The sequence below is a fragment of the Arthrobacter sp. UKPF54-2 genome (genome assembly GCF_007858535.1).
Classification (GTDB): domain Bacteria; phylum Actinomycetota; class Actinomycetes; order Actinomycetales; family Micrococcaceae; genus Arthrobacter.
On sequence record NZ_CP040174.1, the window covers coordinates 1,182,110 to 1,203,693 of the forward strand.

Here is a 21,584-nt window from a genome sequence, read left to right on the forward strand (position 1 = left end):
GTTCTCCCATCCCCGGGTTACACCAGTGTGGTTCAGGGCCGGGGTTCTGCACGGCCCCTGGGCCGGCCGGTGGAGAGTCGAGAAGAAACTGTTGTTTGAGGGAATTTCATTTTCTTGGGATTAGTAGTGTTAATAACTGCTGTGGAAACTGTGGATAACTCGATCTCGCAGTGCAGTTCCGCGGTTAAGCCCTGTTCATGGACTGTGGGTGGAGCAGGTTTTAAACAGGGTGTGGATGGGGACAACATTTTGGGCCGTCTCGCCGATCCACAGGCGCCTTAAGGGTTTTAAGCCCATTAACCGCGGTTGTCCCCTTAACTATCCACAGGGTTGTCCACAGTGCACTGTTAATAAGGTAAGAGTGCGCGGTGCGGGAGCTCAGGAATTGCGCTGCTGCTGCTTGATCCGGTTGGTCAGCTCGGTGACCTGGTTGTAGATCACGCGGCGCTCCGCCATTAGTTCGCGGATCTTCCGGTCTGCGTGGATCACCGTGGTGTGGTCCCGGCCGCCGAGCTCCTGGCCGATCTTGGGCAGCGACATGTCGGTGAGCTCCCGGCACAGGTACATGGCGATCTGCCGCGCGGTCACCAGCGTCCGGGTCCGGGACTTGCTGCAGAGCTCCTCCATGCTGAGCTTGAAGTAGTCGGCAGTCTGGGTGAGGATCTGCGCTGAAGTGATCTCCTGGGCGCCGTCGTCGGTGATCAGGTCCTTGAGCACCATCTCGGCCAGGGCCACATCCACGGGCTGCCGGTTCAGGCTGGCGAAGGCCGTGACACGGATCAGCGCACCCTCAAGCTCGCGGATGTTGCTGGAGATCTTCGAAGCGATGTACTCCAGGGCATCGTCAGGCGCGGAGAGGCCCTCGCTCAGCGCTTTCTTCCGGAGGATCGCGATGCGGGTTTCCAGTTCCGGCGGCTGAATATCGGTCAGCAGACCCCACTCGAAGCGGGACTTCATGCGGTCCTCGAAGCCGGCCAGCAGCTTGGGCGGCTGGTCGGAGGTGATGACCACCTGCTTGTTGTTGTTGTGCAGGGCGTTGAAGGTGTGGAAGAACTCCTCCAGCGTCCGGTCTTTGCCGGCGAGGAACTGGATGTCATCGATCAGTAGTACGTCGACGTTGCGGTACGTGGTTTTGAAGCTTGTACCCTCGTCGTCGCGGATGGAGTTGATGAAGTCGTTGGTGAACTCCTCGGAGTTCACGTAGCGGACCCGGATCCCGCTGTAGAGCCGGCGGGCGTAGTGGCCGATCGCGTGCAGCAGGTGGGTCTTGCCCAGGCCGGAGTCGCCGTAGATGAACAGCGGGTTGTAGGCCTTGGCCGGTGCCTCGGCGACGGCGACGGCGGCCGCGTGCGCGAAACGGTTGGAGGAACCGATCACGAAGGTGTCGAACACGTACTTCGGGTTGAGCCGGCCGAATTCGTGGGACGTGCTCGGCAGCATCGGCTGCGGTTTCAGTTCAACCAGGGGGTCGGCCACGAGGGACAGTTCGTCCGTGGGCTCGGGTTCGATGTGCAGCGGCACCAGATCGGTGTCGACGTCGATCGCGCAGCGGATCTCGTCGGAAAAGACATCGCGCAGGGCGTCGTCGAGGGCTTCCTTGACCTGGGTCTGCAGGACCTCGCGGGTGAGTTCGTTGGGGACGGCCACCAGCAGGGTGGACCCGATCAGGCCCTGGGCCTGGGCGAGGATCACGAAGCCACGCTGCCGGGGGGTAACCCGGTGGTCGTTCTCCAGGAGGCTGACCACCCGCCGCCAGGAACTTCCGACGGTATTGGCGTGGTTGGCTTCGTCTACCGTCATCAATCAGTTCCTCAAACCTTGCTTGTCTGCGTTGCCTGCAGCCACAGGACCCGGACCAGACTGCTGGTCCCGGGGTTAATCCACAGGGTTGTGCACAGTCCGTGGATAATCGGCTACTGGGACACTCTAGGGGATGAAAAGCCTAGAAGATAGCTGGGGTTAGCCCTGTGGATAATCACAACCGTGTAGTTCGAAATCGGGGCACGTGACGCACTTCATCCACAGGCTGACGGGCAGGTTAACCACAGCTGGGGACGGGCAGCTACGCAGCTCCCGGTTTGACTCGGGAGGCGTTTTTCCCCTAACGTTGTGAAGTCCTTTGTGTCCGCTTTTCGCCTCATTTGAATCTCTCCCCGACGCCTGCGTCTTGCGAGTCGAGGGTGGCGGCACATACAAAACTTAGCGTCGGCCAGTTCTTCCCCTTTTTTGATCGGGTGGGCGCACCTTTGATCCACTGGAGTAACTAACGTGAGCAAGCGGACTTTTCAGCCGAATAACCGCCGTCGAGCCAAGAAGCACGGCTTCCGCCTTCGTATGCGTACCCGTGCCGGCCGTGCCATCCTGGCAGCCCGTCGTGGCAAGGGCCGCACCGAGCTGTCGGCCTAAATAACTGACTCGTCGGTCACCATCCCTATGCGAGTTGAACGGTGCTAGCCACCCGGAACCGTCTGAGGACCCCTACCGATTTTTCAACAACTGTACGTTCCGGCGTCCGCAATGGACGCCGGAACTTAGTGTTATATACGGCAGCTCTCGCTGCCGATGAACCAAGCCGGATCGGTTTCATCGTTTCCAAGAGTGTAGGGAACGCTGTTGTCAGGAACCTCGTTAAGAGGAGACTAAGAGAAGCCGGCGCCTTGTCGCTGCAGAAGTATCCCAGCGGGTTCGCTATCGTGGTCCGGGCACTGCCCGCCTCGGCGGCAGCCGGCTGGGATGATCTGCTGGGCGACTATGACGCCGCTTTGCAGACAACCATGAAACGGTTGGGCAGCCGCCTTCCACAGGCCGCTTCTACAGTTTCTTACGAGACAACACAGGAAGGGACCCCGCGTGCGTAACTCAACTGCCGCCGTCGTCCCCGTTCCTGGATCTCGTCTCAAATCCGCGGCAGCATGGCTCGGCCGGGCCCTCTGGAATCTGCCCCGCAACATCCTGATCCTGTTGCTGATGGCCTACCGTAAGGTGGTCTCTCCGCTGTATGGCCAGGTGTGCCGCTTTTTCCCCAGCTGTTCGGCGTACGCGCTCGAGGCCGTCACGGTGCACGGCGCCGTAAAGGGCAGCTGGCTTGCGGCCCGGCGCCTCTCGCGCTGCCACCCATGGAATTCCGGCGGTGTGGACCATGTCCCCGCCGGGCACCGGGAGTGGCCCGAGGGCCACACCCCCAGAATTGTTGTGCTCAACAACCCGGACAAGTACCTGGCTGTTGAGCCTGATGGAGAAGGCCGCTCGGCGGCCTGACGAATAGGGATATCGTATGGACTTCTTTGAAACAATCATGTTTCCGTTCAAGTGGCTGGTTTCCATCATCATGGTGGGCTTCCACGACGGACTGAGCGCCATCGGCCTCCCGGCCGCCAACGGCTGGACCTGGACGCTGTCCATCATCGGGCTGGTGCTGGTCATCCGTGCCGCCCTGATTCCCGTGTTCGTCAAGCAGATCAAGGCACAGCGCGGCATGCAGCTGCTGCAGCCGGATTTGAAGAAGCTCCAGGACAAGTACAAGGGCAAGACCGATCAGCTCTCCCGCCAGGCCATGGCGCAGGAGCAGATGGCCATGTACAAGAAGCACGGCACCAACCCGTTCTCGGCCTGCCTGCCCATGCTGATCCAGATGCCGTTCTTCTTCGCCCTCTTCCAGGTGCTTTCGGGGATCAGTAACGCCAAGACCACCGGTAAGGGCATCGGCGCCCTGAGCCACGACCAGGTGGTGCAGTTCGACGAGTCCAGCATCTTCGGTGCTCCGCTGTCGGCCTCCCTGCTGCACGGCGGTGCCGGCGGCAATGACGTTGCTGTCTGGGTGCTCTCGATCGTGATGATCCTGGCCATGACGGCCTCGCAGTTCATCACCCAGAAGCAGATCATGGCGAAGAACATGTCCGAAGAGGCCATGGCCAGCCCGTTCATGCGCCAGCAGAAGATGATGCTGTACATCCTGCCGCTCGTCTTCGGCATCGGCGGCATCAACTTCCCCATCGGTGTCCTGATCTACTGGACCACGACGAACCTCTGGACCATGGGCCAGCAGTTCTTCGTCATCCGCCGCATGCCCACGCCGGGATCCCCCGCCGCCAAGGCCCTGGCCGAGCGCCGGGCCGCCAAGGGCCTCCCGTCCCTGCCCCTGATGGGTGCCAAGAAGGCCGACGCCGAGGCCGAAGCGGCAGCTGCTGCCGCCGCCGTTGCCGCCAAGAGCCAGCGGGTACAGCCGCAGCGCAAGAACAGGAAGAGGAAGTAATGTCCGCCGAGAGCACCGAACACGCCATTTCCGCCGAAGCCGCTTCCCAGCCCGAACTCCAGGACGATGTCCTGGCCGACGGCAGCACGGCGCAGAATGACACCGACGACGACGACGCCCGTGGCGCCGGTAAGGGCTCCTCGGCGAGCCGTCTCGAGGAAGAGGGCGACGTCGCCGCGGACTACCTCGAAGAGCTGCTCGACATCGCCGACATCGACGGCGACATCGACATCGAGGTCCGCAACGGACGCACCTACATCTCGATCGTCGCCGAGGAGGAGGGGTCCGGCCTCGAGAACCTGGTTGGTCGCGACGGCGAGGTACTCGAAGCCCTCCAGGAACTGACGCGCCTTGCGGTGCTGTCGGCGACGGAGAACCGATCACGCCTCGTGCTGGACATCAACGGTTACCGCGCAGACCGCGCCGGCGACCTGCAGCAGATCGCTGAAGACGCCATCGCCTCGGTCAAGGACACGGGCAAGGCCGTCGCACTGGCCCCGATGAGCGCTTACGAACGCAAGATCGTGCACGACGCAGTGGCTGATCTTGGCTATGTCAGCGAGTCCGAAGGCGAAGGTGCCGACCGGCACATCGTTGTCTCCGCAGACTGAACCCGCGGAACAGCTTGATGGTTGAAATTACTGCGGCCGAATTGAAGGCCGCCGAAGCTATTTTTGGTGACCGGCTGGATCTGGCCAAGCGCTACGTCGAGCACCTGGCCACGTCCGGGACCGAGCGCGGCCTGATCGGGCCCCGCGAAGTACCGCGGCTGTGGAGCCGGCATGTCCTCAACTGTGCCGTGATCGAGCGGGAAATCGCCCACGGAAGCCATGTGGCCGACGTCGGAAGCGGCGCCGGCCTCCCGGGACTTTGCCTCGCGATTGCGCGTCCGGACCTCGAACTCACCCTGATTGAACCCTTGGAGCGCCGGGTGATCTGGCTCCAGGAAGTGGTCGATGACCTCGGACTGGACAACGTCACCGTCATGCGGACCAGGGCGGAACTGGCCGTTGGCCAGGTAACAGCCGACGTCGTCACGGCCCGCGCCGTCTCGGCGCTCTCCAACCTTGCCGGGCTGACCATTCCGCTGCTCGCCGGCAAGGGCGAAGTCGTCGCTATCAAGGGTCGAAGCGCTGGGGAGGAAATCGAGAAGGCGGCCAAAGTCATCCGCAAACTCGGTGGGGTGGAGACGTCGGTGGTGGTGGTTGGTGAGGATCTCCTCGAGGAACCAACAACCGTTGTTCGAATCGTTGTGAACAAGCCCCGAAAGATTGCGTAGCACCAGCCCGGTGCCGCCGGTCTTATTAGGGAAGAGGTTAGGCTAGTGATCGGCAGTAAACGCCGAATGAGAGTGAGAGTGTCAGAGTGAGCAGTAGCGAAGCCTCCACACAACGGATTCCCCCGTTCGTGTCCCTGGGGTCAGCACGTGCCTTCGGGGTGCCGGCTGTCGCTCACAACGTCCCCTCAAAGCAAACACTTTCGGTTGCCGAATCGGGGTTTGCCAGCGTTTCACGTGAAACTTCCGTTCCCTCTATCGGCAATGTGCTTGATTCCATCGATGATTCCAGCCCCATTGCCCGCGAACTGGCCCACGAGAACAAGCGCCGCGAGCGGCTGCTGGGACGTGAACTGCCCAAGCCTGAGAAGACCCGGATCTTCACCGTCTCCAACCAGAAGGGTGGGGTGGGCAAGACCACCACCACCGTCAACATCGCGGCTGCCCTGGCCGCCGCCGGGCTCAACGTCCTGGTCATCGACATTGACCCGCAGGGCAATGCTTCCACCGCGCTGGGCATTGAACACCACGCCGACGTTGACAGCATCTACGACGTCCTGATCAACGATGTTCCGCTGCAGGATGTTGTGGCTCCCTGCCCCGACATCGCCAAGCTGATCTGCGCCCCCGCCACGATCCACCTCGCCGGCGCCGAGATCGAACTCGTCAGCCTGGTGGCCCGCGAGCAGCGTCTGCGGCGCGCAATCGATGTCTATGCCAAGGAACGTGCTAAGAACGGCGAAGAGCGGCTGGACTACATCTTCATCGACTGCCCGCCGAGCCTGGGCCTCCTGACGGTCAACGCTTTCTGCGCGGCCAGCGAGGTCCTGATCCCCATCCAGTGCGAGTACTACGCATTGGAGGGTCTGAGCCAGCTGCTGAAGAACATCGAAATGATCCAGAAGCACCTCAATGCGGACCTGGTGGTCTCCACTATTCTGCTCACGATGTATGACGGGCGCACCAACCTCGCCGCCCAGGTGGCAGCCGAGGTACGCGAGCACTTCCCGGAGCAAGTACTTGGCGCTGTGGTTCCGCGCTCGGTACGCATTTCGGAGGCACCGAGCTACCAGCAGACCGTGATGACCTACGACCCTTCCTCCAGCGGCGCCCTATCCTATTTGGAAGCCGCAGCGGAAATTGCTGAACGTTAGAATCTTCTCAACAATTGCACTAGCCAGAGCCGGAGTATACCGGGCTCTTCCACCGGAGGGATTTATCCATGAGCGATAAGCGACGCGGCCTTGGCCGTGGACTTGGCGCGCTGATTCCAAGTTCCGCCTCGGCGAACGCCTCCGGGAACGGTTCCGCCCCGTCCCGGCCCGTGGATCTGTTCTTCCCCGAAGCCAAGAAGCGGACCCCGGACACTGCGGTAGAGGAGACCGCTGCAGTGGAAGCATTGGATGCGAAGACGACGGCGTCTTCCGCAGCTAGTGATTCAGTAGGGTCTGACCCCCAGGCGAAGGCAACGGCGTCAAAGCCGGCGGCGAAGGACGCCGTAGCCGCGGGCCCCACGTCGGAGGAAGCTGCGCGTCCTGCCGTCAAGAAGGCACCGGCACGGAAGCCTGCTGCGTCCAAGACTGATGCCCCGGTCGCTGCACACGAGACCACGGAACCGGCCGCCCCGGCCGCCAGCGACAGTGAGGATAACGGCGTGGACCTGGTGGAGGTCCCCGGCGTCCGTTTCGCTGAGATCCCCGTCTCGCACATTCACCCGAACCGCAAACAGCCCCGTTCAGTCTTCGATGAGGACGACATGGCGGAGCTCGTGCACTCCGTTCGTGAAATCGGCGTCCTCCAGCCAATTGTGGTGCGTACCTCAACCGAAGAAGGTGGCGAGCCCTACGAGCTCGTCATGGGTGAGCGGCGCTGGCGGGCAGTTCAGGCCGCCGGACTGGACACCATCCCGGCAATCGTCCGCGACACGACCGACGACGACCTGCTGCGCGATGCTTTGCTGGAGAACCTCCACCGCAGCCAGCTGAACCCGCTCGAAGAAGCCGCGGCTTACCAGCAGCTGCTGGAAGACTTCGGTACCACCCACGAACAGCTCGCCGACCGGATTGGCCGATCCAGGCCCCAGGTCTCCAACACTCTTCGACTGCTGAAGCTGCCGCCGCTGGTACAGCGTCGGGTTGGTGCCGGCGTTATTTCGGCAGGACATGCCCGGGCCCTCCTTGCGCTTCCTGACGCTGCCGCCATGGAGCGCCTTGCCCAGAAGATCGTGGCCGAGGGTATGTCGGTCCGGGCGACTGAGGAAGCGGTAACGCTGTACCAGAGCCCGGCCGCCGCGACGAAGAACAATATTCCGCGCCCCGGGGCACGGCACGAACGCCTCGACTACCTGGCTTCCTCGCTTTCGGACCGCCTGGATACCAACGTCAAGATCTCCCTCGGTGCCCGCAAGGGTCGCGTCAGTATCGAATTCGCAAGCGTTGAGGACCTCAACCGGATTATGGACGTACTAACTCCCGGCAACCAGGGCTGAATCGCTGGTTCGACTCAAAGCAGGCCCCGTTTCACGTGAAACGGGGCCTGCTTTTTTGTTATGCCTGACTTCTAGGCGGCAATCGAAGCTTTTAGAAGCCGATGTTCCGTGTTCTTACGCCACTCTGGGAGCTCCAAAGGGCAGCAAATCTGGGTGTAAAACCTACTACGGTAAGGCCTTCATCGCATCGATCTTCCGGAGAAGGGTCTTCCCTAAGCGCCCACGAGGCTCTATTTGGCTCGAACCGCGCTCAAGTCCTACCCACGGAAGGCGCAGAGGGCGCGTGCATGGCCCGCAGGAGCTCCGGTCCGGGTACATCGCCAACCCTGCGCTTGCGTGCGTTTTTGAACCCTAACCAGGCGCTTAGGCCGCGGTTGGAAGTGCGCGGAGGATGCTGGTGGCGCATAGAGGCGGCGCTCACGGCCATCGGATGGCCGGATCCTTTAGTTCTACTCAGCGCAGATGTCGAGCGCGCAGAATGGTTCCACGGCTATTTGTGGCACAAGCTAACGTCCGGAGCCTGCATCTTGGGTGAGTTTCACGTGAAACATCGTCCCTTCACAGCCCCTGAAACCTCATCCGTGCATTTTGCACCTCAACTGCAGGGCCGGCACACCTGACTTAGTGGGCCGGAAACACTCGTCGGGCGGCGTATCCCACTCCAATGCCTGGCCTGCGCACAAGGATGCGATCAGGCAGAAACGAGCATTGGGAAGCACATGGGCGCACACAGTCTTTCCGTGAGTCTTAGGGATCTCTCAGGTGGGGGGTAGGTTCCGCTGAGCCCGCCCAAAGGCATCACGGTCCGTGAAGTCGGGAGTTGGCGTGTGGTTCTTGTCCGTGGTGAGGAACCAGTCGTGTTCCACCTAGGGGCTGCCCATCCAAGTATCGGAACCTTCGATATGCGGAGATGGCGTCTATTCATGACGGGCACGGTGACTGTTTCACGTGAAACTGCAGAGACGTGATCTGGAATTCGTGACGCCCCGTTCTTCAGCGAGGGCCGACTCGCAGCACGGTGGGCTGTAGCTCCTGGCCCACTTTGGGGGAACAACCTCGACGTCGCCTGTCGGGCGGCCAGAGTTGGCGTGTGGGGCCCGAGGCAGCCCCTCCCCTGTGGACGCCTTCGCCATCGCGAGCCAACAGTCTGGAGACGCCACCCACGGCGTCGCAGAGCGCCGACACAAGGCCAGTGCGGCCGCAGTCTCTTCGCGCTCAGCCCAACGCTCCCGGGTCAGGCGACTGGCGGCCCACGAGAACTCGGGCGCGGCTATGCCGATTGTTGCCGACTCGAACAGCCGCTGACGGGACAGCCTAGTGCTGCGGGAGAGGATCTCCCTACCGTCCCCCAGCAGCGGGACAGATCGCGGAACAGACCAGGCTTCATATTTCGGGACCGCTAGGCCGGGAGTCTCCGCAATTGGTTTACGGCGGTGAACGGAGAGCACGGCTTCGGGAGTCGCGGGACCGTGTAGCGTGCGCTCAGCGCCGCCTTGACCATGGGGCGGACCACCAAGTGACCGTAGCGGCGCTCCATGGCTCTCGCCCCCCGTTTGGTATCCTCACCACGGGCCGGTCCAGTCCGTACTCGAAAACTGCGCTGGACGGACGTGAGCGGAGCAACGCCGTGCCACTGGCCATACATTCGCACTCCCCTGCTCGCCGTCCCGCGGGTGCCTGAGGCCGGGCCCACCGCCCTATGTGAGCCCGCGCGAGTTCCCGTTTGTGACCGCCTCTGATGCCGACCCACGGCCTGGCTGCCAACGTCGTCGCTGCACTGCTGCCACTGGCCAGCTATCCACTCCGGGGTGACGCCACTGCCCGAACGCTCGGGCGGCACCCCGCCCGGCTGCCGCCCTTCGGTTCATTTGAGCGAGTTGAACCGCCCTCCAGATGCTCGGCCCTGGGCGTTGCGGGGATCCTCGTCGCAGCCGGAGTGCACTAGAGGAAGGCTCGGCGGCCGTTCCATCCATTGATCTCAGCTCGTACGGCCGGTGGATACGGCGGTGGATATCCCTGTGGATAACTTTGTGGATTAAGAGTCATCCTTGTGGTACGGTAACGGGTCCGGGTGACATAGTCGAGGGCCTTCATCGACGCCTTGATAACCGTTGCGCATAGTGCGCGGCGATGTTTCACGTGAAACGCGACACCACGCAGTCCCCTATTGGCCGGAGCCTTCGTATTCGCGCTAGAAATCTACATCACCAGGTTAATTTCAGAAGGTTTTCCCCCGGATGAAATGGAGCATATTGAACTCCCGTCTCATCCAATCATCCACAAGGTCACCCCGGACTCGGCAATCGTGAGCCCCATAGCGGACAGGGGGTCAAACGGGCGTGGGAGGGCCTGTGGATAGAGCTGTGTGTAATCTCTCAGGCGCATGTGGAAAACTATGTGCATAAGTCCTGCGGAGAAAGGTGCGTCGCGACCCGACCAGGGGCCGTATGCCCGATGAGGCGTCGATGCGACGAGCCGACATTTTAGGATTACCTGGCCGCAAATTCGCTCGGTCACACCGGAGGAAGGGACTGCCGAAGCCGCGATCGTGTTCGCCGGAACCGAGGGACTGGACTCCATTCGGGCTTACCTTGTGCATCACTCAGCAAGACGGTGTCTAGCACTTCCCTCCGTCGGGCACTCCCCGCCGCTGGATCGGCCGCTTGCTGCGTGACCCACGTTGACCAGCGGGATCAGCTCACCGTACGGTCGGACCAGCCGACAGCGTCCGTGAACCAGGTTCCGCGGATGGGTTTCCCCTTACCAATCGGGCGGCGAAGGATCACTGGGCTGTGGGCGGAGGAAGCTGGGTACTGGCAGACTCCCAGGTCTATGAGCCGTGGGAACTGCTGACAGCAGCTGCGCGCGGTGTCGACACACAGTGTCTGCTGGCCCCGACCTCAGCGACGAGACAGAGCCCTATGACTGGGCAGACCGAGCTCGGTGGGACCGGCCAGGTCCGGACAGGTGTCAGGGCGTCGGGGGCAGCGTGCAGGATCCTTACCGGTACACCCTCGTCTCGCTGCGTGGGTGTGGCCGACCTACGAGTCCTGTGACGACTCAGGACCCCTACCCTGATCGTGGTTCGCAGGACGGTCTAAGTGTTGGTTGTCTCCACTGCAGAAAGCTCACGCCCCACGGCTGGAAGATCTCCCGTAGGCAACTATCGGGAGCCCGGCCCTATGCCATGAGTTACCTGCCGGCGTGCGAGGGGTCAGTTGAGCGGACGGACGGGGAAAACCCAAGGCCCAGATGTCGTCGTTGAATTGGTGGCTCCATTCCTGAACCCGTAGCGCTGCTACCTGAGCGCGCTCTTAGCGGGCCTAAAAGATGCCCCGGCTTCATCCCCCGTGGCGCGGTGCCGATGGCCGCTTGACCGTCGGAGGCGTAATGAATGACGATCACGAAGCGCCTTCACTGCTGCGATGAGGCTACTGCGTCCCGCCTGTGAATGCTCAGTCGGAAGATTACGCGGATCGGAGACGCAAGCCATGTGTTGATCGTCGGCAACGGCCAAGGGGCACCACACAACCGGTAACCGGCAACCAGAGCCTGCAAAAAATGGTGGCCAAATGCAGTCGACGATCGCCTGCCGCGCTCAACTACCGTTTCACGTGAAACATACATGTCCTGGCGGCGGAAGTTTGTTCGGGGCTTGCATTGCCGCCGCTCTTGTTCGGGTTGGCACGTTCCGGTTGGCACATCATCTATCGGATTTCGCCGTGGACTGACGGGCTCAGTGCGGCAGACTGCTCCCGCTCTGCCACCAGGGCTGACCGGGTGGCCTGCACCGTATGCCGTGTGAAGCACTGTTCGCGACTTGAGCGTCGCCTGGCGTACAAACCGATGAGTTGCGGGAAATTGCGGGCCCAACCTGGCTCCTGAAGCACAGTATTCGATATCCAACTATCGTTAGTCATGCGGTTCGGCGAGGTGGCAGGCCAAGCCAAGTCGCTGGGAAGTGGGGTGCCAGCTGCGCTGGACGTCGCATGTTTCACGTGAAACGCTCAAGCTCATCGCCTATTGTCGGACAGCGCGAGCACTAGGCAGTCGGCTTGGGTAGTACGCTGCCAGGCGGGATTTCGGGGGGCGCAATTTTTTTGGTGAACTTGCCGTTGTCGATGCGTCACAAGATACCCGTATTCAGGCTCATTAGGCTTGTCCGCAGACGCAACGGTCCCCCACTGCGGGGGTAGTTGCACCGTACAAAGTGAATGACTTGTGGAGGCGTAGCTCAACCTGACGGTCAACATATACCTCTTCGCCTCGTAATTCGTCCTGGGAATTCAAACGGATCAGAAAAGAAGACACTGGCGCCGGCCCGGTTTCACGTGAAACACTGGCACGCCTTGTTTCACGTGAAACATCGTACAAAGACGTAGTGCTCTCCGTGGTCGCTCCATTCGACTGGACAGTCAAGAGCAAAGGTGGGGTCGGAGCCGCGCGTCTTTCGGACCACCATCAGCAATTGCAGGGTGGAGTGGCTTCGATACCCTCGGGGAGCCGCTGGCGACACTAGACCACGTACTGGTTCAGAATGGCCGATCGAAAGACGCGTCCGCCGTGTTTCACGTGAAACCACACCGTAGATTGGTCGCCGCGTCGCAGCCGCAACAACCTGCTCAGTTGCGCCAAGCCGTCCTAAACTCACCGCCCCTTGCTAAGCGCCCGGTTCGGAGTTGCTCAGAACCACCGATCGGCACGCCGCAAGCGGTCCCACTGGTCGAGTAGACAAGCGAGGTCCACCAAGGACGCCGGGCAGCCACAATCATACAAAAAGTGTTGTTCACCCGGCCGCGATTCCCTGGGCAACGCCTGAACGGGTGGGCCGCTCCTGACGCCCCTCCCCTCACTGAGTCCGGAGCATTCAGGGCAAAAGAATGGCGGCTCCCTCACAATGAGGGAGCCGCCACGCAGGCAGACCCTGCGAAGGGCCGCCCGGACGAAGATTGCCCGGTTAGGACAAGACGTCCGCGAATTCCTTTTCGAAGAACTGCTTGGGCTTGGCACCGATGACCGTGCTCTTCACTTCCCCGCCCTGGAACAGGTAGACAGCCGGAATGGAGGTGATGCCGTATTCGGCTGCGATTGCCGGGTTGTCATCAACGTTCACCTTGACAACGTTGACCTTCTCGGCGTATTCGACCGAGATCTCGTCCAGGATGGGGCCGAGCTTGCGGCAGGGACCGCACCATTCCGCCCAGAAGTCCACGATGACCGGCTTGTCGGCTCCCAGCACATCGGTGCTGAAGCTGGCGTCAGTTACGTCTTTAGCGTTGCTCATAACCTTGTCTCTCTCTTGGGTTGCTTGCCGCGCGCTGATTAGGCGTGGAGGTCTGCGAGGTAGTGCTCGACGTCGAGGGCGGCAACGCAGCCGGACCCCGAGGCGGTGATGGCCTGGCGGTACGTCGGGTCGATCACGTCGCCGGCGGCAAAGACGCCCTTGATGCTCGTCTTGGAGGTACGACCCTGGACGGCGATCGTGCCTTCCGGCGACAGGTCCAGCTTGCCCTTCACCAAGTCGGTGCGGGGATCGTTGCCAATCGCCACGAAGACGCCGGTGACGGCAAGTTCGGTTTCGGTGCCGTCAACGAGGTTCTTCAACCGGAGGCCGGTGACTTTGTCCCCGCCGAGGACGTCCTCCACCCCGCTGTTCCAGATGAAGTTGATCTTTTCGTGCGCCAGGGCACGGTCGGCCATGATCTTGGAGGCGCGCAGGGTGTCGCGGCGGTGGACCACCGTGACGGACTTCGCGAACTTGGTGAGGAACAAGGCCTCTTCCATGGCGGAGTCGCCACCGCCGATGACGGCGATGTCCTGGTCCTTGAAAAAGAAACCGTCGCAGGTTGCACACCAGCTCACGCCGTGTCCCGAGAGGCGCTTCTCGTTGGGCAGGCCGAGTTCGCGGTAGGCCGATCCGGTCGACAGGATGATGGAGCGGGCCTGGAAGGTCTCCCCCGTCGCGATGGTGACGGTCTTGATGTCGCCGTCGAGGTCCAGTTCGGTAACGTCCTCAAACTGGATTTCAGTGCCGAAGCGTTCGGCCTGCTTCTCGAAGTTTTCCATCAGGTCCGGGCCCATGATGCCGTCCGGGAATCCCGGGTAGTTCTCGACGTCGGTGGTGTTCATCAGCTCGCCGCCGGCGGTCACAGAACCGGCCAGCAGCAGCGGCTTCAGGTTGGCGCGTGCCGTGTACACCGCGGCGGTGTAGCCCGCGGGGCCGGAGCCGACGATGATGACATCACGTACTTCGGACGCGGTGTTTTCTGCGTTGCTCACTGAACGGTGAACCTCTTCCTTTGTCGATGCGCCCGCCTGGGTGGCCGGCCACATGGCACAACTACCTTGGAGACACGAATATTCCGCCCTCGCCGCTCACAGCGAGGGTATCCATAACTACTCAGCGTACCGGTGGGCCGGTAAAGGCTGCTCCCGCCGCCTCCGGGTTACGACCGGCGGCTACTGGATTTTGATCTCGGCCAGGCGCAGGCCGAAGCCGTAGCGGGTCTTGGGTGCGGCCAGCTTGGGCAGGCTCTTGATGGACACAATCACATACTGTGCCGTGACGGGCTCCGGCAGCGGCAGGGTGAGCTCCGGCGAAGTGAAGCTGTTGCTGCCCACCTGCTTGGCGCCGTCCAGCGAGGGCCGGTCGTTAGTGAAGACGCTGATGTTGCCGCCGGAGGCACCGAGCTGGCTTAGGGTTACCGAGGAGATCTGCGCCGGGCCCTTGAGCTTGACGACGAGCGGAACGCCGTCGGGCGCGAAGCCGCCCCAGCTGTCGGTGGCAAATTCCATGTCGGACCAGTAGCTGGCGGCATTGCCGTCGTAGGTCTTCACCAAGTCACCGTCGTAGGTGGCGGCGAAATCGAAGTTCCCCTGGCGGGTGACTGACTCAATGGCCGGCGGCACGGCTGCCGGCGGCGCACTTTGGCTTGCCGAGGCGGTCCCCGACTGCGCCGGAGTTCCGGTTGCAGGCGTGGTTTTGGCAGCCTCGGGCGTCCCGCCCTTGAAGAGGCCGCCCAGGTTGGTAACGGCGAAGATCAGGCCGATCACCAGTACGGCGGCGAGCAAGGCACCGACCAGCCAGCGCATGGAGCGCGGCTCGCGGCGTGGCTCATCGTCGTCGTTGTCGTCATCGGCGTCGTAGTCGCGGTACTGATCCTCCGCCGCGTCCTTCCGGGCGAAGGCCGGGAAGCTTCCCGCGGCCCGGCCGCCGCCGGCGCCCTTGGAGCCAGCCTTCTCCATCGAGGTGGTCCGCTGCTCGGTCTCGGCGTAGTCGTAGTTCTCGTCCTCCCACAGGGACACCTTCGGCGTCTCGCCGGCCGGTGCCTCCTGCGCCGAGGGTGCCGCGGCCTGCGTCGGCTGGACCGGGTGCGCGGCGGTTGGCTGGGGCGCCGCGTCCTGCGGCGCGGTCTTGGGGGCCTTGGCGGCGCTGGCAGCGGCCGCCCCTGCAGCTACTCCGGCAGCGCCGGCAGCCGCACCCGCCACTCCCGCACCACGGGCGCCTGCACCCGCACCGCGGGCACCCGCGGACGGAGACGCCGCGGGCGGGACCGGAACGCGCTGCGGAGGGGCTGACGGCGTCGCGGGACGCTGACCAACCGGCCGCTGCGGGTCCCCGTAGTTGATGTACCCGGCTTCGACTTCCTCGTCGTCGTAGAGTCCGTCGTACGTCTCGGGTTCGGTGGAGCGGGCCTGCCCGAAAATTTCACTGCCCAGCGTGTCGGTGAAGAACGGCTCCACATACGGCGGGTTGGAACTGACCACCAGGTCCAGGAGGTCGGCGGCCGAGGTGTGGTTCGTGATCAGGTAGGTGGCGGCGTCGCTCACCCCGAGGTCGAGGATCTGGACGTGTCCGGGACGTTCTCCGGTCGCCACCTCGCGGGCGCTCTGGGCCACCTGGTCGGCGTTCCCCGGGCCGGCGACGAGGATGCTCACCGGGCGGTTGAGCACCTGGTCCACTCCGTCCAGCACCAGATCCTGGTCATGCGAGGTCAGTACCGTGGCTGTGACCTTGTAGCGGCCGCCAAGTACTGATCCGACATCGATCGGGTGGGACACGGGTTCCTCCTAGACTGTCCGGGAACTGCCGGCCTTGATGACGACAACAGTCACCGCAGGCCCCCCGGTAAGCCGGTGGACCTCAGGTCTGCAACTCCCCTTGTTAGTCTTCGATCCTAGCCGATGCAGTGTCCGCGCCGCGTGATTCCGGCATCCGGAAGCGCGGGCACGTCATTTTTTCTTCCGCCGGCCGAACGGGAAGTACGGGTTGTGGCCCGCCTGGCCCTGGTAGGTCCGGCGGCCAGGCAGCGGTATTTCGGACCGGCCCTGGCTGCCCTGGGCTGTGCTGGGAACCTCTTCCTCCGGGAGGTAGCCGCCGTCGGCGCCCCAGCCGCGGCCATCGTCGTGGAGGTCGGGGCCGGCGCGGAACGAGGCGGCGTCGAATTCGCCGGAGATCCGGGGGATCAGGCCGGTATCCACCGAGGTGGTGGCCCGCTGCGGCGCCGGGCGGACTGGGGCCGGAGCCTCGTGCGCCACAGCCTCGCCGGCGCCGGTGTCCTCGGCGGTTTCCGGGCCGGGCGCGGCGGGGGCGCGGCGGAGCCGGCCCAGCAGCGGCTGCAGCAAATCCTGCAGTTCCGTCACACGGAGGACCTTGAGCAGGACGAAATAGACGGCGAGCATAACCGGGCCGACGACGACGATCGTCACCAGGGCCGCGGGCCTGCTGCTCCAGGCGAAGCCGTCGGCCCGGTAGCTGCCCATGAGCCAGAGGGCTCCGGCCCCGGCCAGTGCCGAGCCCAGCGCCGCGTAGCCCATCCGGATGTAGGAGCTGGCCACCCGGGGCCCGTCGAGGTGCCCGAGCAGCCGGCGCAGGAAGAACGCACTGACGATGACCGAGAGGACGTTTCCGCCGGTATAGAGGACGGCAATCGCGAAGATGATCTGGTCGAAGGGCAGGAATTGGATGAAGAAGGCCGCCACGACGTTGACGGCGGCCAGCACCAGCTGGATGAAGAACGGGGTCCGGGCGTCCTCGTTGGCGTAGAACACCCTGGACATCATGAAGTTGGCGCTCATAAACGGGGTGCTGAGGGCCAGGATGGTGAGCGTCTGGGCCAGCATGACGCCGTCCTGCCGGTTTTCGCCCGAGAAGAACATGCCCAGCGGGCCCGCAAGGGCGAAGAGCGCCAGGGCCCCGAAAACCGTGGCGACGGCCATGGTCCGCAGGCCGTGCGACAGCGCCCGCCGCAGCTCGGCCCGGTTGCCGTCCTGGGAGGCGCGGGTCATCCGGTTAAACAGGACCGTGGCGAGCGAGAGCGCGATGATCGAGTGCGGGAGCAGGTAAAGCTGGCTGGCCACTTCCAGCACGGCGTTGCCGGGCAGGGTGGACGCCGCCGCGTGCTCGCCGGCGCGTTCGAGCCGGAGGCGTTCTGCGCCGGGGATCGTGGCGATGCGCATGACGTAGAGGAAGGCCAGCTGGCCGGCGGCGGCGGTGGCCAGCGTCCATACGCTCAACTTCGCGGCCTGCCCCAGGCCCACGCCGCGCCAGCCGAAGCGCGGCCGCAGGCCTAGCCGCAGCCGGAAAACGGGGACCAGCAGGATGGCGGTCTGCGCTACGACGCCGATGGTGGAGAAGCCGGCCACCAGGAAGGTCTGGAAGGAGCCCCAGTTGTCGAGCGTGTGCGGGTTGGCCGCGTTGGCGCCGAGGATCCAGATGAACATACCCAGACCGGCAATGGCGACGATGTTGTTCAGGATGGGTGCCCACATGGCGGGCCCGAAGGCGCCGTTGGCGTTCAGGACCTGGGTGAGCAGGGCGTATAGGCCGTAGAAGAAGATCTGCGGGAGGCACCAGAAGGCAAAGGACACGGCCAGTGACTTCTGCTGCGGTGAATAGCCCTGCGTGGTCAGTTCGATCACCCAGGGGGCCAGCAGCGTGACCAGCAGCGTCAGCGAGAGCAACACCACCACGGCCAGGGTCAGCAGCCGGCTGATGTAGTCCGCGCCGCGGTCCGGTCCCTTGCTGGCCTTGATGATCTGCGGCACCAGGACGGCGTTGAAGACGCCGCCGGCCACCAGCAGGAAGATCAGGTTGGGCAGGTTGTTGGCGTTGATGAATGTGTCGGTAACCGTGGAGCCGAGACCGAGGGCTGCGGCCAGCATCCAGGTCTTCCCGAAGCCCAGGAAGCGTGAAACAAGCGTTCCCGCGGCCATAACGGCGCTCGAACGGGCCTCTCCGGAACGGGCGGCCTGGGCGGCGGCTGCCCCGGAGGGGGCGGGCTTTTCTGAGGGGGGCTTGGCTGCAGACATTGTCTTCATCGTCTCACCCGGGCGCGCGTTTGTACGCACGCCGGCCCCGGGGCGCCTTAGCGGTGTTCGGGCAGGACTTCCCGGGCGAGGTCCGCGATGCGGCGCTCATTCGGGAAGGAGAGCTTGCGGGCCAGTTCGTGGAGCGGGACCCAGGCGACGTCGACGGCCTCCTGGTCCGGATCGTTCTCGATGGTCAGTTCCCCGCCCGTGGACTGCAGCAGGTAGTGGTGGACCGTCTTGTGCACACGGTGTCCGCTGACCGTAAACCAATAGTCGATGCTGCCCAGCGGCGCCAGGATCTTGCCTTCAATTCCGGTTTCCTCCGCGATCTCGCGGACCGCGGCTTCCTCGTTGCTTTCCTCACCCTCCGGATGGCCCTTCGGCAGGCACCATTCGAGGCGTCCGCCGCGGTTGAGGCGGGCGATGATGGCGACCCTCAATTCGGCGTCGGACGTGTCCACCACTACGCCGCCGGCGGAGACTTCCTCGACGGTCGGCAGCGAAGCCTGTCCCGGGTGCTGCGCGGGCGCGACGTTGGCACCGATTGCCGAAGGCAACGGTGCGTTTGTCCTCCTGCCGGGAGCACTCGGTACGGGATGGGCCATGAGGTCCACTCTAACGACTCTTGCCCGGACTTGATGACCTAAACATGACGGGAACGTGGCCGAGCGGAAAACCGGCGTTGCCTTCCGGCCGCGTCGCGCAGCGGCCACCGGCGGATCGTGCACACGGCTCCGGTGTGGTGCTGGCCCGGATTTCTGACAAGCTTAAGAGACTATGGCGCACGCACATCACCAGACTGACTCCCACACCGTCGACTTCCAGGTGGACCCGGTGGTCCTTGAACTTGGGCAGCGCTTTGTCGACGCCGGTCATGAGCTGTCCCTGGTGGGCGGCCCGGTGCGTGACCTCTTCCTAGGCCGGGTCTCGCCGGACCTGGACTTCACCACTGACGCGACGCCGGATGAGACGGTGGCGCTGATCAAAAAGTGGGCCGACAACTACTGGGAGATCGGGCGCGCCTTCGGAACGATCGGCATGCACAAAGCCGGGTTCCAGATCGAGATCACCACCTACCGGGCCGAGGCCTACGATCCGGAGTCCCGCAAGCCGGTGGTGGCGTTCGGTTCATCGCTCACCGACGACCTGCTGCGCCGCGACTTCACTATCAACGCCATGGCCCTGCGGCTGCCGGCGATGGAACTTGTGGACCCCTTCGGCGGCGTCCGGGACCTGCACTCCTCCACCCTCGCCACCCCCGGATCACCGGAGGACTCCTTCTCCGATGACCCGCTGCGGATGATGCGCGCGGCCCGCTTCGCGGCCCAGCTGGGTGTCACCGTGCACCCGGACGTGCGCCAGGCCATGACGAAAATGGCCGAGCGGATCAAGATCATCTCCGCTGAACGGGTGCGGGACGAACTCGTCAAGCTCATTTGCGCTCCCCGGCCGCGGATTGGTGTGGACCTGCTGGTGGAGACCGGGCTGGCCGAGTTCGTGCTGCCCGAGGTCTCCGCGCTGCGGCTGGAATCCGATGAGCACCACCGCCACAAGGACGTTTACCAGCACTCGCTGCAGGTCCTGGAGCAAGCCGCCGCGCTCGAATCGGAGGCCGACGGGCCCGTGCCCGGCCCGGACTTCGTGCTGCGATTCGCGGCGCTGATGCACGACGTCGGGAAGCCCGCGACGCGCCGCTTCGAGTCCGGCGGTGCGGTGAGCTTCCGGCACCATGACATGGTCGGGTCCAAACTGACGTCCAAACGGATGAAGGCTCTGCGCTTCGACAACGACACCATTAAAGCCGTGGCCAGGCTGGTGGAGCTGCACATGCGCTTCTACGGCTACGGCGACGCCGGCTGGAGCGATTCCGCCGTGCGCCGCTACGTCACCGACGCCGGACCGCTCCTGGAGCGCCTGCACCGCCTGACCCGTTCGGATGTGACCACCCGCAACCAGCGCAAGGCGGAGCGGCTCGCCTTCGCCTACGACGACCTCGAGGCGCGCATCGCGGCGCTGCGCGAGCGGGAATCCCTCGAAGCCGTCCGGCCGGACCTGGACGGCGGCCGGATCATGGCGCTGCTGGGGCTCAAGCCGGGTCCCGTGGTGGGCCGGGCCTACAAGTTCCTGCTGGAGGAACGGATGGAGCACGGCCCGCTCGATCCGGAAGTGGCCGAGGCCAAGCTGCACGAATGGTGGGCGGCGCAACCCGAAGCCGCCGCCGTCGACGTTTCCCCGACAGAGGAGTCCTAAGTGATTGCATCGTCTGGCGGACCCCGCCCCCAGCTCTGGATCCTGCGCCACGGCGAAACGGAATGGTCCAAGAGCGGGCAGTACACCGGCCTCACCGACCTCCCGCTCACCGTGGAAGGTGAGCAGCAGGCCGTCGAAGCGCGGAAGGTGCTCGACGCCGTCGACTTCGACCTGGTGCTGACCTCGCCGCTGCGCCGGGCACGCCGGACCGCGGAGCTGGCGGGCTTCCCCGACGCCCAGCTGGAACCCCTCGCGGTGGAATGGGACTACGGCGAGTACGAAGGCATCAGTTCCGACCTGATCCGCAAGGACAACCCCGACTATCTGATCTGGACGCACGGCGTGCCCAACGGGGAAGCCCTCGACGACGTCGCCGCCCGCGCGGACAAAATCGTGGCCCGGGTGCTCGAATCCGGCCTGGACAACGTGCTCATTGTGGCGCACGGCCATTTCTCCCGGATCCTGACCGCGCGGTGGCTCGGCCTCGACCCCCACGAGGGCCGGCACTTTGTGCTCGGCACCGCGAAAGTGTGCACCCTGGGCTGGGATAAGAAGACCCCCGCGATCGTCCGCTGGGGACTATAAAGCCCGCCGCAAAAGTTTTTCTGAAATTCCTTATGAATTGTGTGGTCAATGGCCGCATTCATGGTGTATTTTTATTCCTGACCCCAGTGCGACTTGCCAGGGTCACGGCGCGCGTCGCCCGGCCAGTACGCCGGAGCCACGGCAGAACAGAAAAGGAGGTTGGGAAAATGATTACTACTTTGACTCGCGGATGGATGTATACCTTCACCGCCACCCCGGCCTCTGACGCTGCCGCGCGCCCGAAAGTCGGACGTTCCGCCTGCTAGAAACCCCGGCCCTGAGCCGGCGCCGGTAGCTTGCCAGGGCCTCTCCTCCGGGGAGGGCCTGGAAGGAACGTCGGACCCAGCGGACCCGCGCGGTTGCGCAGTCACCCCATAGTTCGGAACCCAGCTTCTTTGTTGGGGCTGCGGCGCACTGCGTTC

General features: G+C 63.9%; 16 protein-coding genes. 10 read left to right on the plus strand and 6 right to left on the minus strand.

The window, feature by feature from the left end; all coding sequences use genetic code 11:
• Positions 1–378 precede the first annotated feature (378 nt).
• The gene (gene dnaA / locus E7Y32_RS05335) at positions 379–1,800 is read right to left on the minus strand and encodes a chromosomal replication initiator protein DnaA (RefSeq protein WP_146336216.1); all 1,422 of its coding nucleotides are present in this window, start codon (positions 1,798–1,800) and stop codon (positions 379–381) included.
• A 468-nt stretch (positions 1,801–2,268) separates the two neighbouring features.
• On the opposite strand from dnaA, the gene rpmH reads away from it, so the two are divergent.
• From rpmH to E7Y32_RS05375, 8 genes are all read left to right on the plus strand, one after another.
• Positions 2,269–2,406 carry a 50S ribosomal protein L34 gene (gene rpmH / locus E7Y32_RS05340; RefSeq protein ID WP_003800212.1) on the plus strand — a complete coding sequence of 46 codons (138 nt, stop codon included), beginning with the start codon at positions 2,269–2,271 and terminating at the stop codon, positions 2,404–2,406.
• Positions 2,407–2,447: 41 nt separating this feature from the next.
• Positions 2,448–2,858, plus strand: a complete 411-nt coding sequence (gene rnpA, locus E7Y32_RS05345) for a ribonuclease P protein component (protein ID WP_146336217.1) — start codon at positions 2,448–2,450, stop codon at positions 2,856–2,858.
• Positions 2,851–3,258 carry a membrane protein insertion efficiency factor YidD gene (yidD, locus tag E7Y32_RS05350; RefSeq protein ID WP_146336218.1) on the plus strand — a complete coding sequence of 136 codons (408 nt, stop codon included), beginning with the start codon at positions 2,851–2,853 and terminating at the stop codon, positions 3,256–3,258. Before rnpA ends, yidD begins: the two co-directional genes overlap by 8 nt.
• Before the next feature lie 16 nt (positions 3,259–3,274).
• Positions 3,275–4,252 (plus strand): membrane protein insertase YidC, encoded by a 978-nt coding sequence (gene yidC, locus E7Y32_RS05355; RefSeq protein ID WP_146336219.1) that lies wholly within the window; start codon positions 3,275–3,277, stop codon positions 4,250–4,252.
• Positions 4,252–4,863, plus strand: a complete 612-nt coding sequence (locus E7Y32_RS05360; RefSeq protein WP_146336220.1) for a R3H domain-containing nucleic acid-binding protein — start codon at positions 4,252–4,254, stop codon at positions 4,861–4,863. Before yidC ends, E7Y32_RS05360 begins: the two co-directional genes overlap by 1 nt.
• A gap of 17 nt (positions 4,864–4,880) precedes the next feature.
• Positions 4,881–5,531 (plus strand): 16S rRNA (guanine(527)-N(7))-methyltransferase RsmG, encoded by a 651-nt coding sequence (rsmG, locus tag E7Y32_RS05365; protein WP_146336221.1) that lies wholly within the window; start codon positions 4,881–4,883, stop codon positions 5,529–5,531.
• A gap of 86 nt (positions 5,532–5,617) precedes the next feature.
• Complete coding sequence (locus tag E7Y32_RS05370; protein ID WP_315897989.1) at positions 5,618–6,682, plus strand: ParA family protein; 1,065 nt, start codon at positions 5,618–5,620, stop codon at positions 6,680–6,682.
• A gap of 68 nt (positions 6,683–6,750) precedes the next feature.
• Positions 6,751–8,016 carry a ParB/RepB/Spo0J family partition protein gene (locus tag E7Y32_RS05375; RefSeq protein WP_146336222.1) on the plus strand — a complete coding sequence of 422 codons (1,266 nt, stop codon included), beginning with the start codon at positions 6,751–6,753 and terminating at the stop codon, positions 8,014–8,016.
• Between the two features lie 4,957 nt (positions 8,017–12,973).
• Here E7Y32_RS05375 and trxA read toward each other — a convergent pair.
• From trxA to E7Y32_RS05405, 5 genes are all read right to left on the minus strand, one after another.
• Positions 12,974–13,300 (minus strand): thioredoxin, encoded by a 327-nt coding sequence (gene trxA / locus E7Y32_RS05380; protein ID WP_146336223.1) that lies wholly within the window; start codon positions 13,298–13,300, stop codon positions 12,974–12,976.
• Positions 13,301–13,338: 38 nt separating this feature from the next.
• The gene (gene trxB / locus E7Y32_RS05385) at positions 13,339–14,295 is read right to left on the minus strand and encodes a thioredoxin-disulfide reductase (RefSeq protein WP_146336224.1); all 957 of its coding nucleotides are present in this window, start codon (positions 14,293–14,295) and stop codon (positions 13,339–13,341) included.
• A 180-nt stretch (positions 14,296–14,475) separates the two neighbouring features.
• Positions 14,476–16,077 (minus strand): ABC transporter substrate-binding protein, encoded by a 1,602-nt coding sequence (locus E7Y32_RS16255; protein ID WP_186467048.1) that lies wholly within the window; start codon positions 16,075–16,077, stop codon positions 14,476–14,478.
• Positions 16,078–16,248: 171 nt separating this feature from the next.
• Positions 16,249–18,327 (minus strand): murein biosynthesis integral membrane protein MurJ, encoded by a 2,079-nt coding sequence (gene murJ / locus E7Y32_RS05400; RefSeq protein WP_261382545.1) that lies wholly within the window; start codon positions 18,325–18,327, stop codon positions 16,249–16,251.
• A gap of 56 nt (positions 18,328–18,383) precedes the next feature.
• Positions 18,384–18,884 (minus strand): NUDIX hydrolase, encoded by a 501-nt coding sequence (locus tag E7Y32_RS05405; protein ID WP_146336228.1) that lies wholly within the window; start codon positions 18,882–18,884, stop codon positions 18,384–18,386.
• 220 nt (positions 18,885–19,104) lie between these two features.
• On the opposite strand from E7Y32_RS05405, the gene E7Y32_RS05410 reads away from it, so the two are divergent.
• Together E7Y32_RS05410 and E7Y32_RS05415 are read left to right on the plus strand one after the other, a co-directional pair.
• Entirely contained in the window at positions 19,105–20,577 is a 1,473-nt protein-coding gene (locus tag E7Y32_RS05410; RefSeq protein WP_146336229.1) for a CCA tRNA nucleotidyltransferase, read from the plus strand.
• Entirely contained in the window at positions 20,578–21,162 is a 585-nt protein-coding gene (locus E7Y32_RS05415; protein ID WP_395940440.1) for a histidine phosphatase family protein, read from the plus strand.
• Positions 21,163–21,584: the final 422 nt, after the last annotated feature.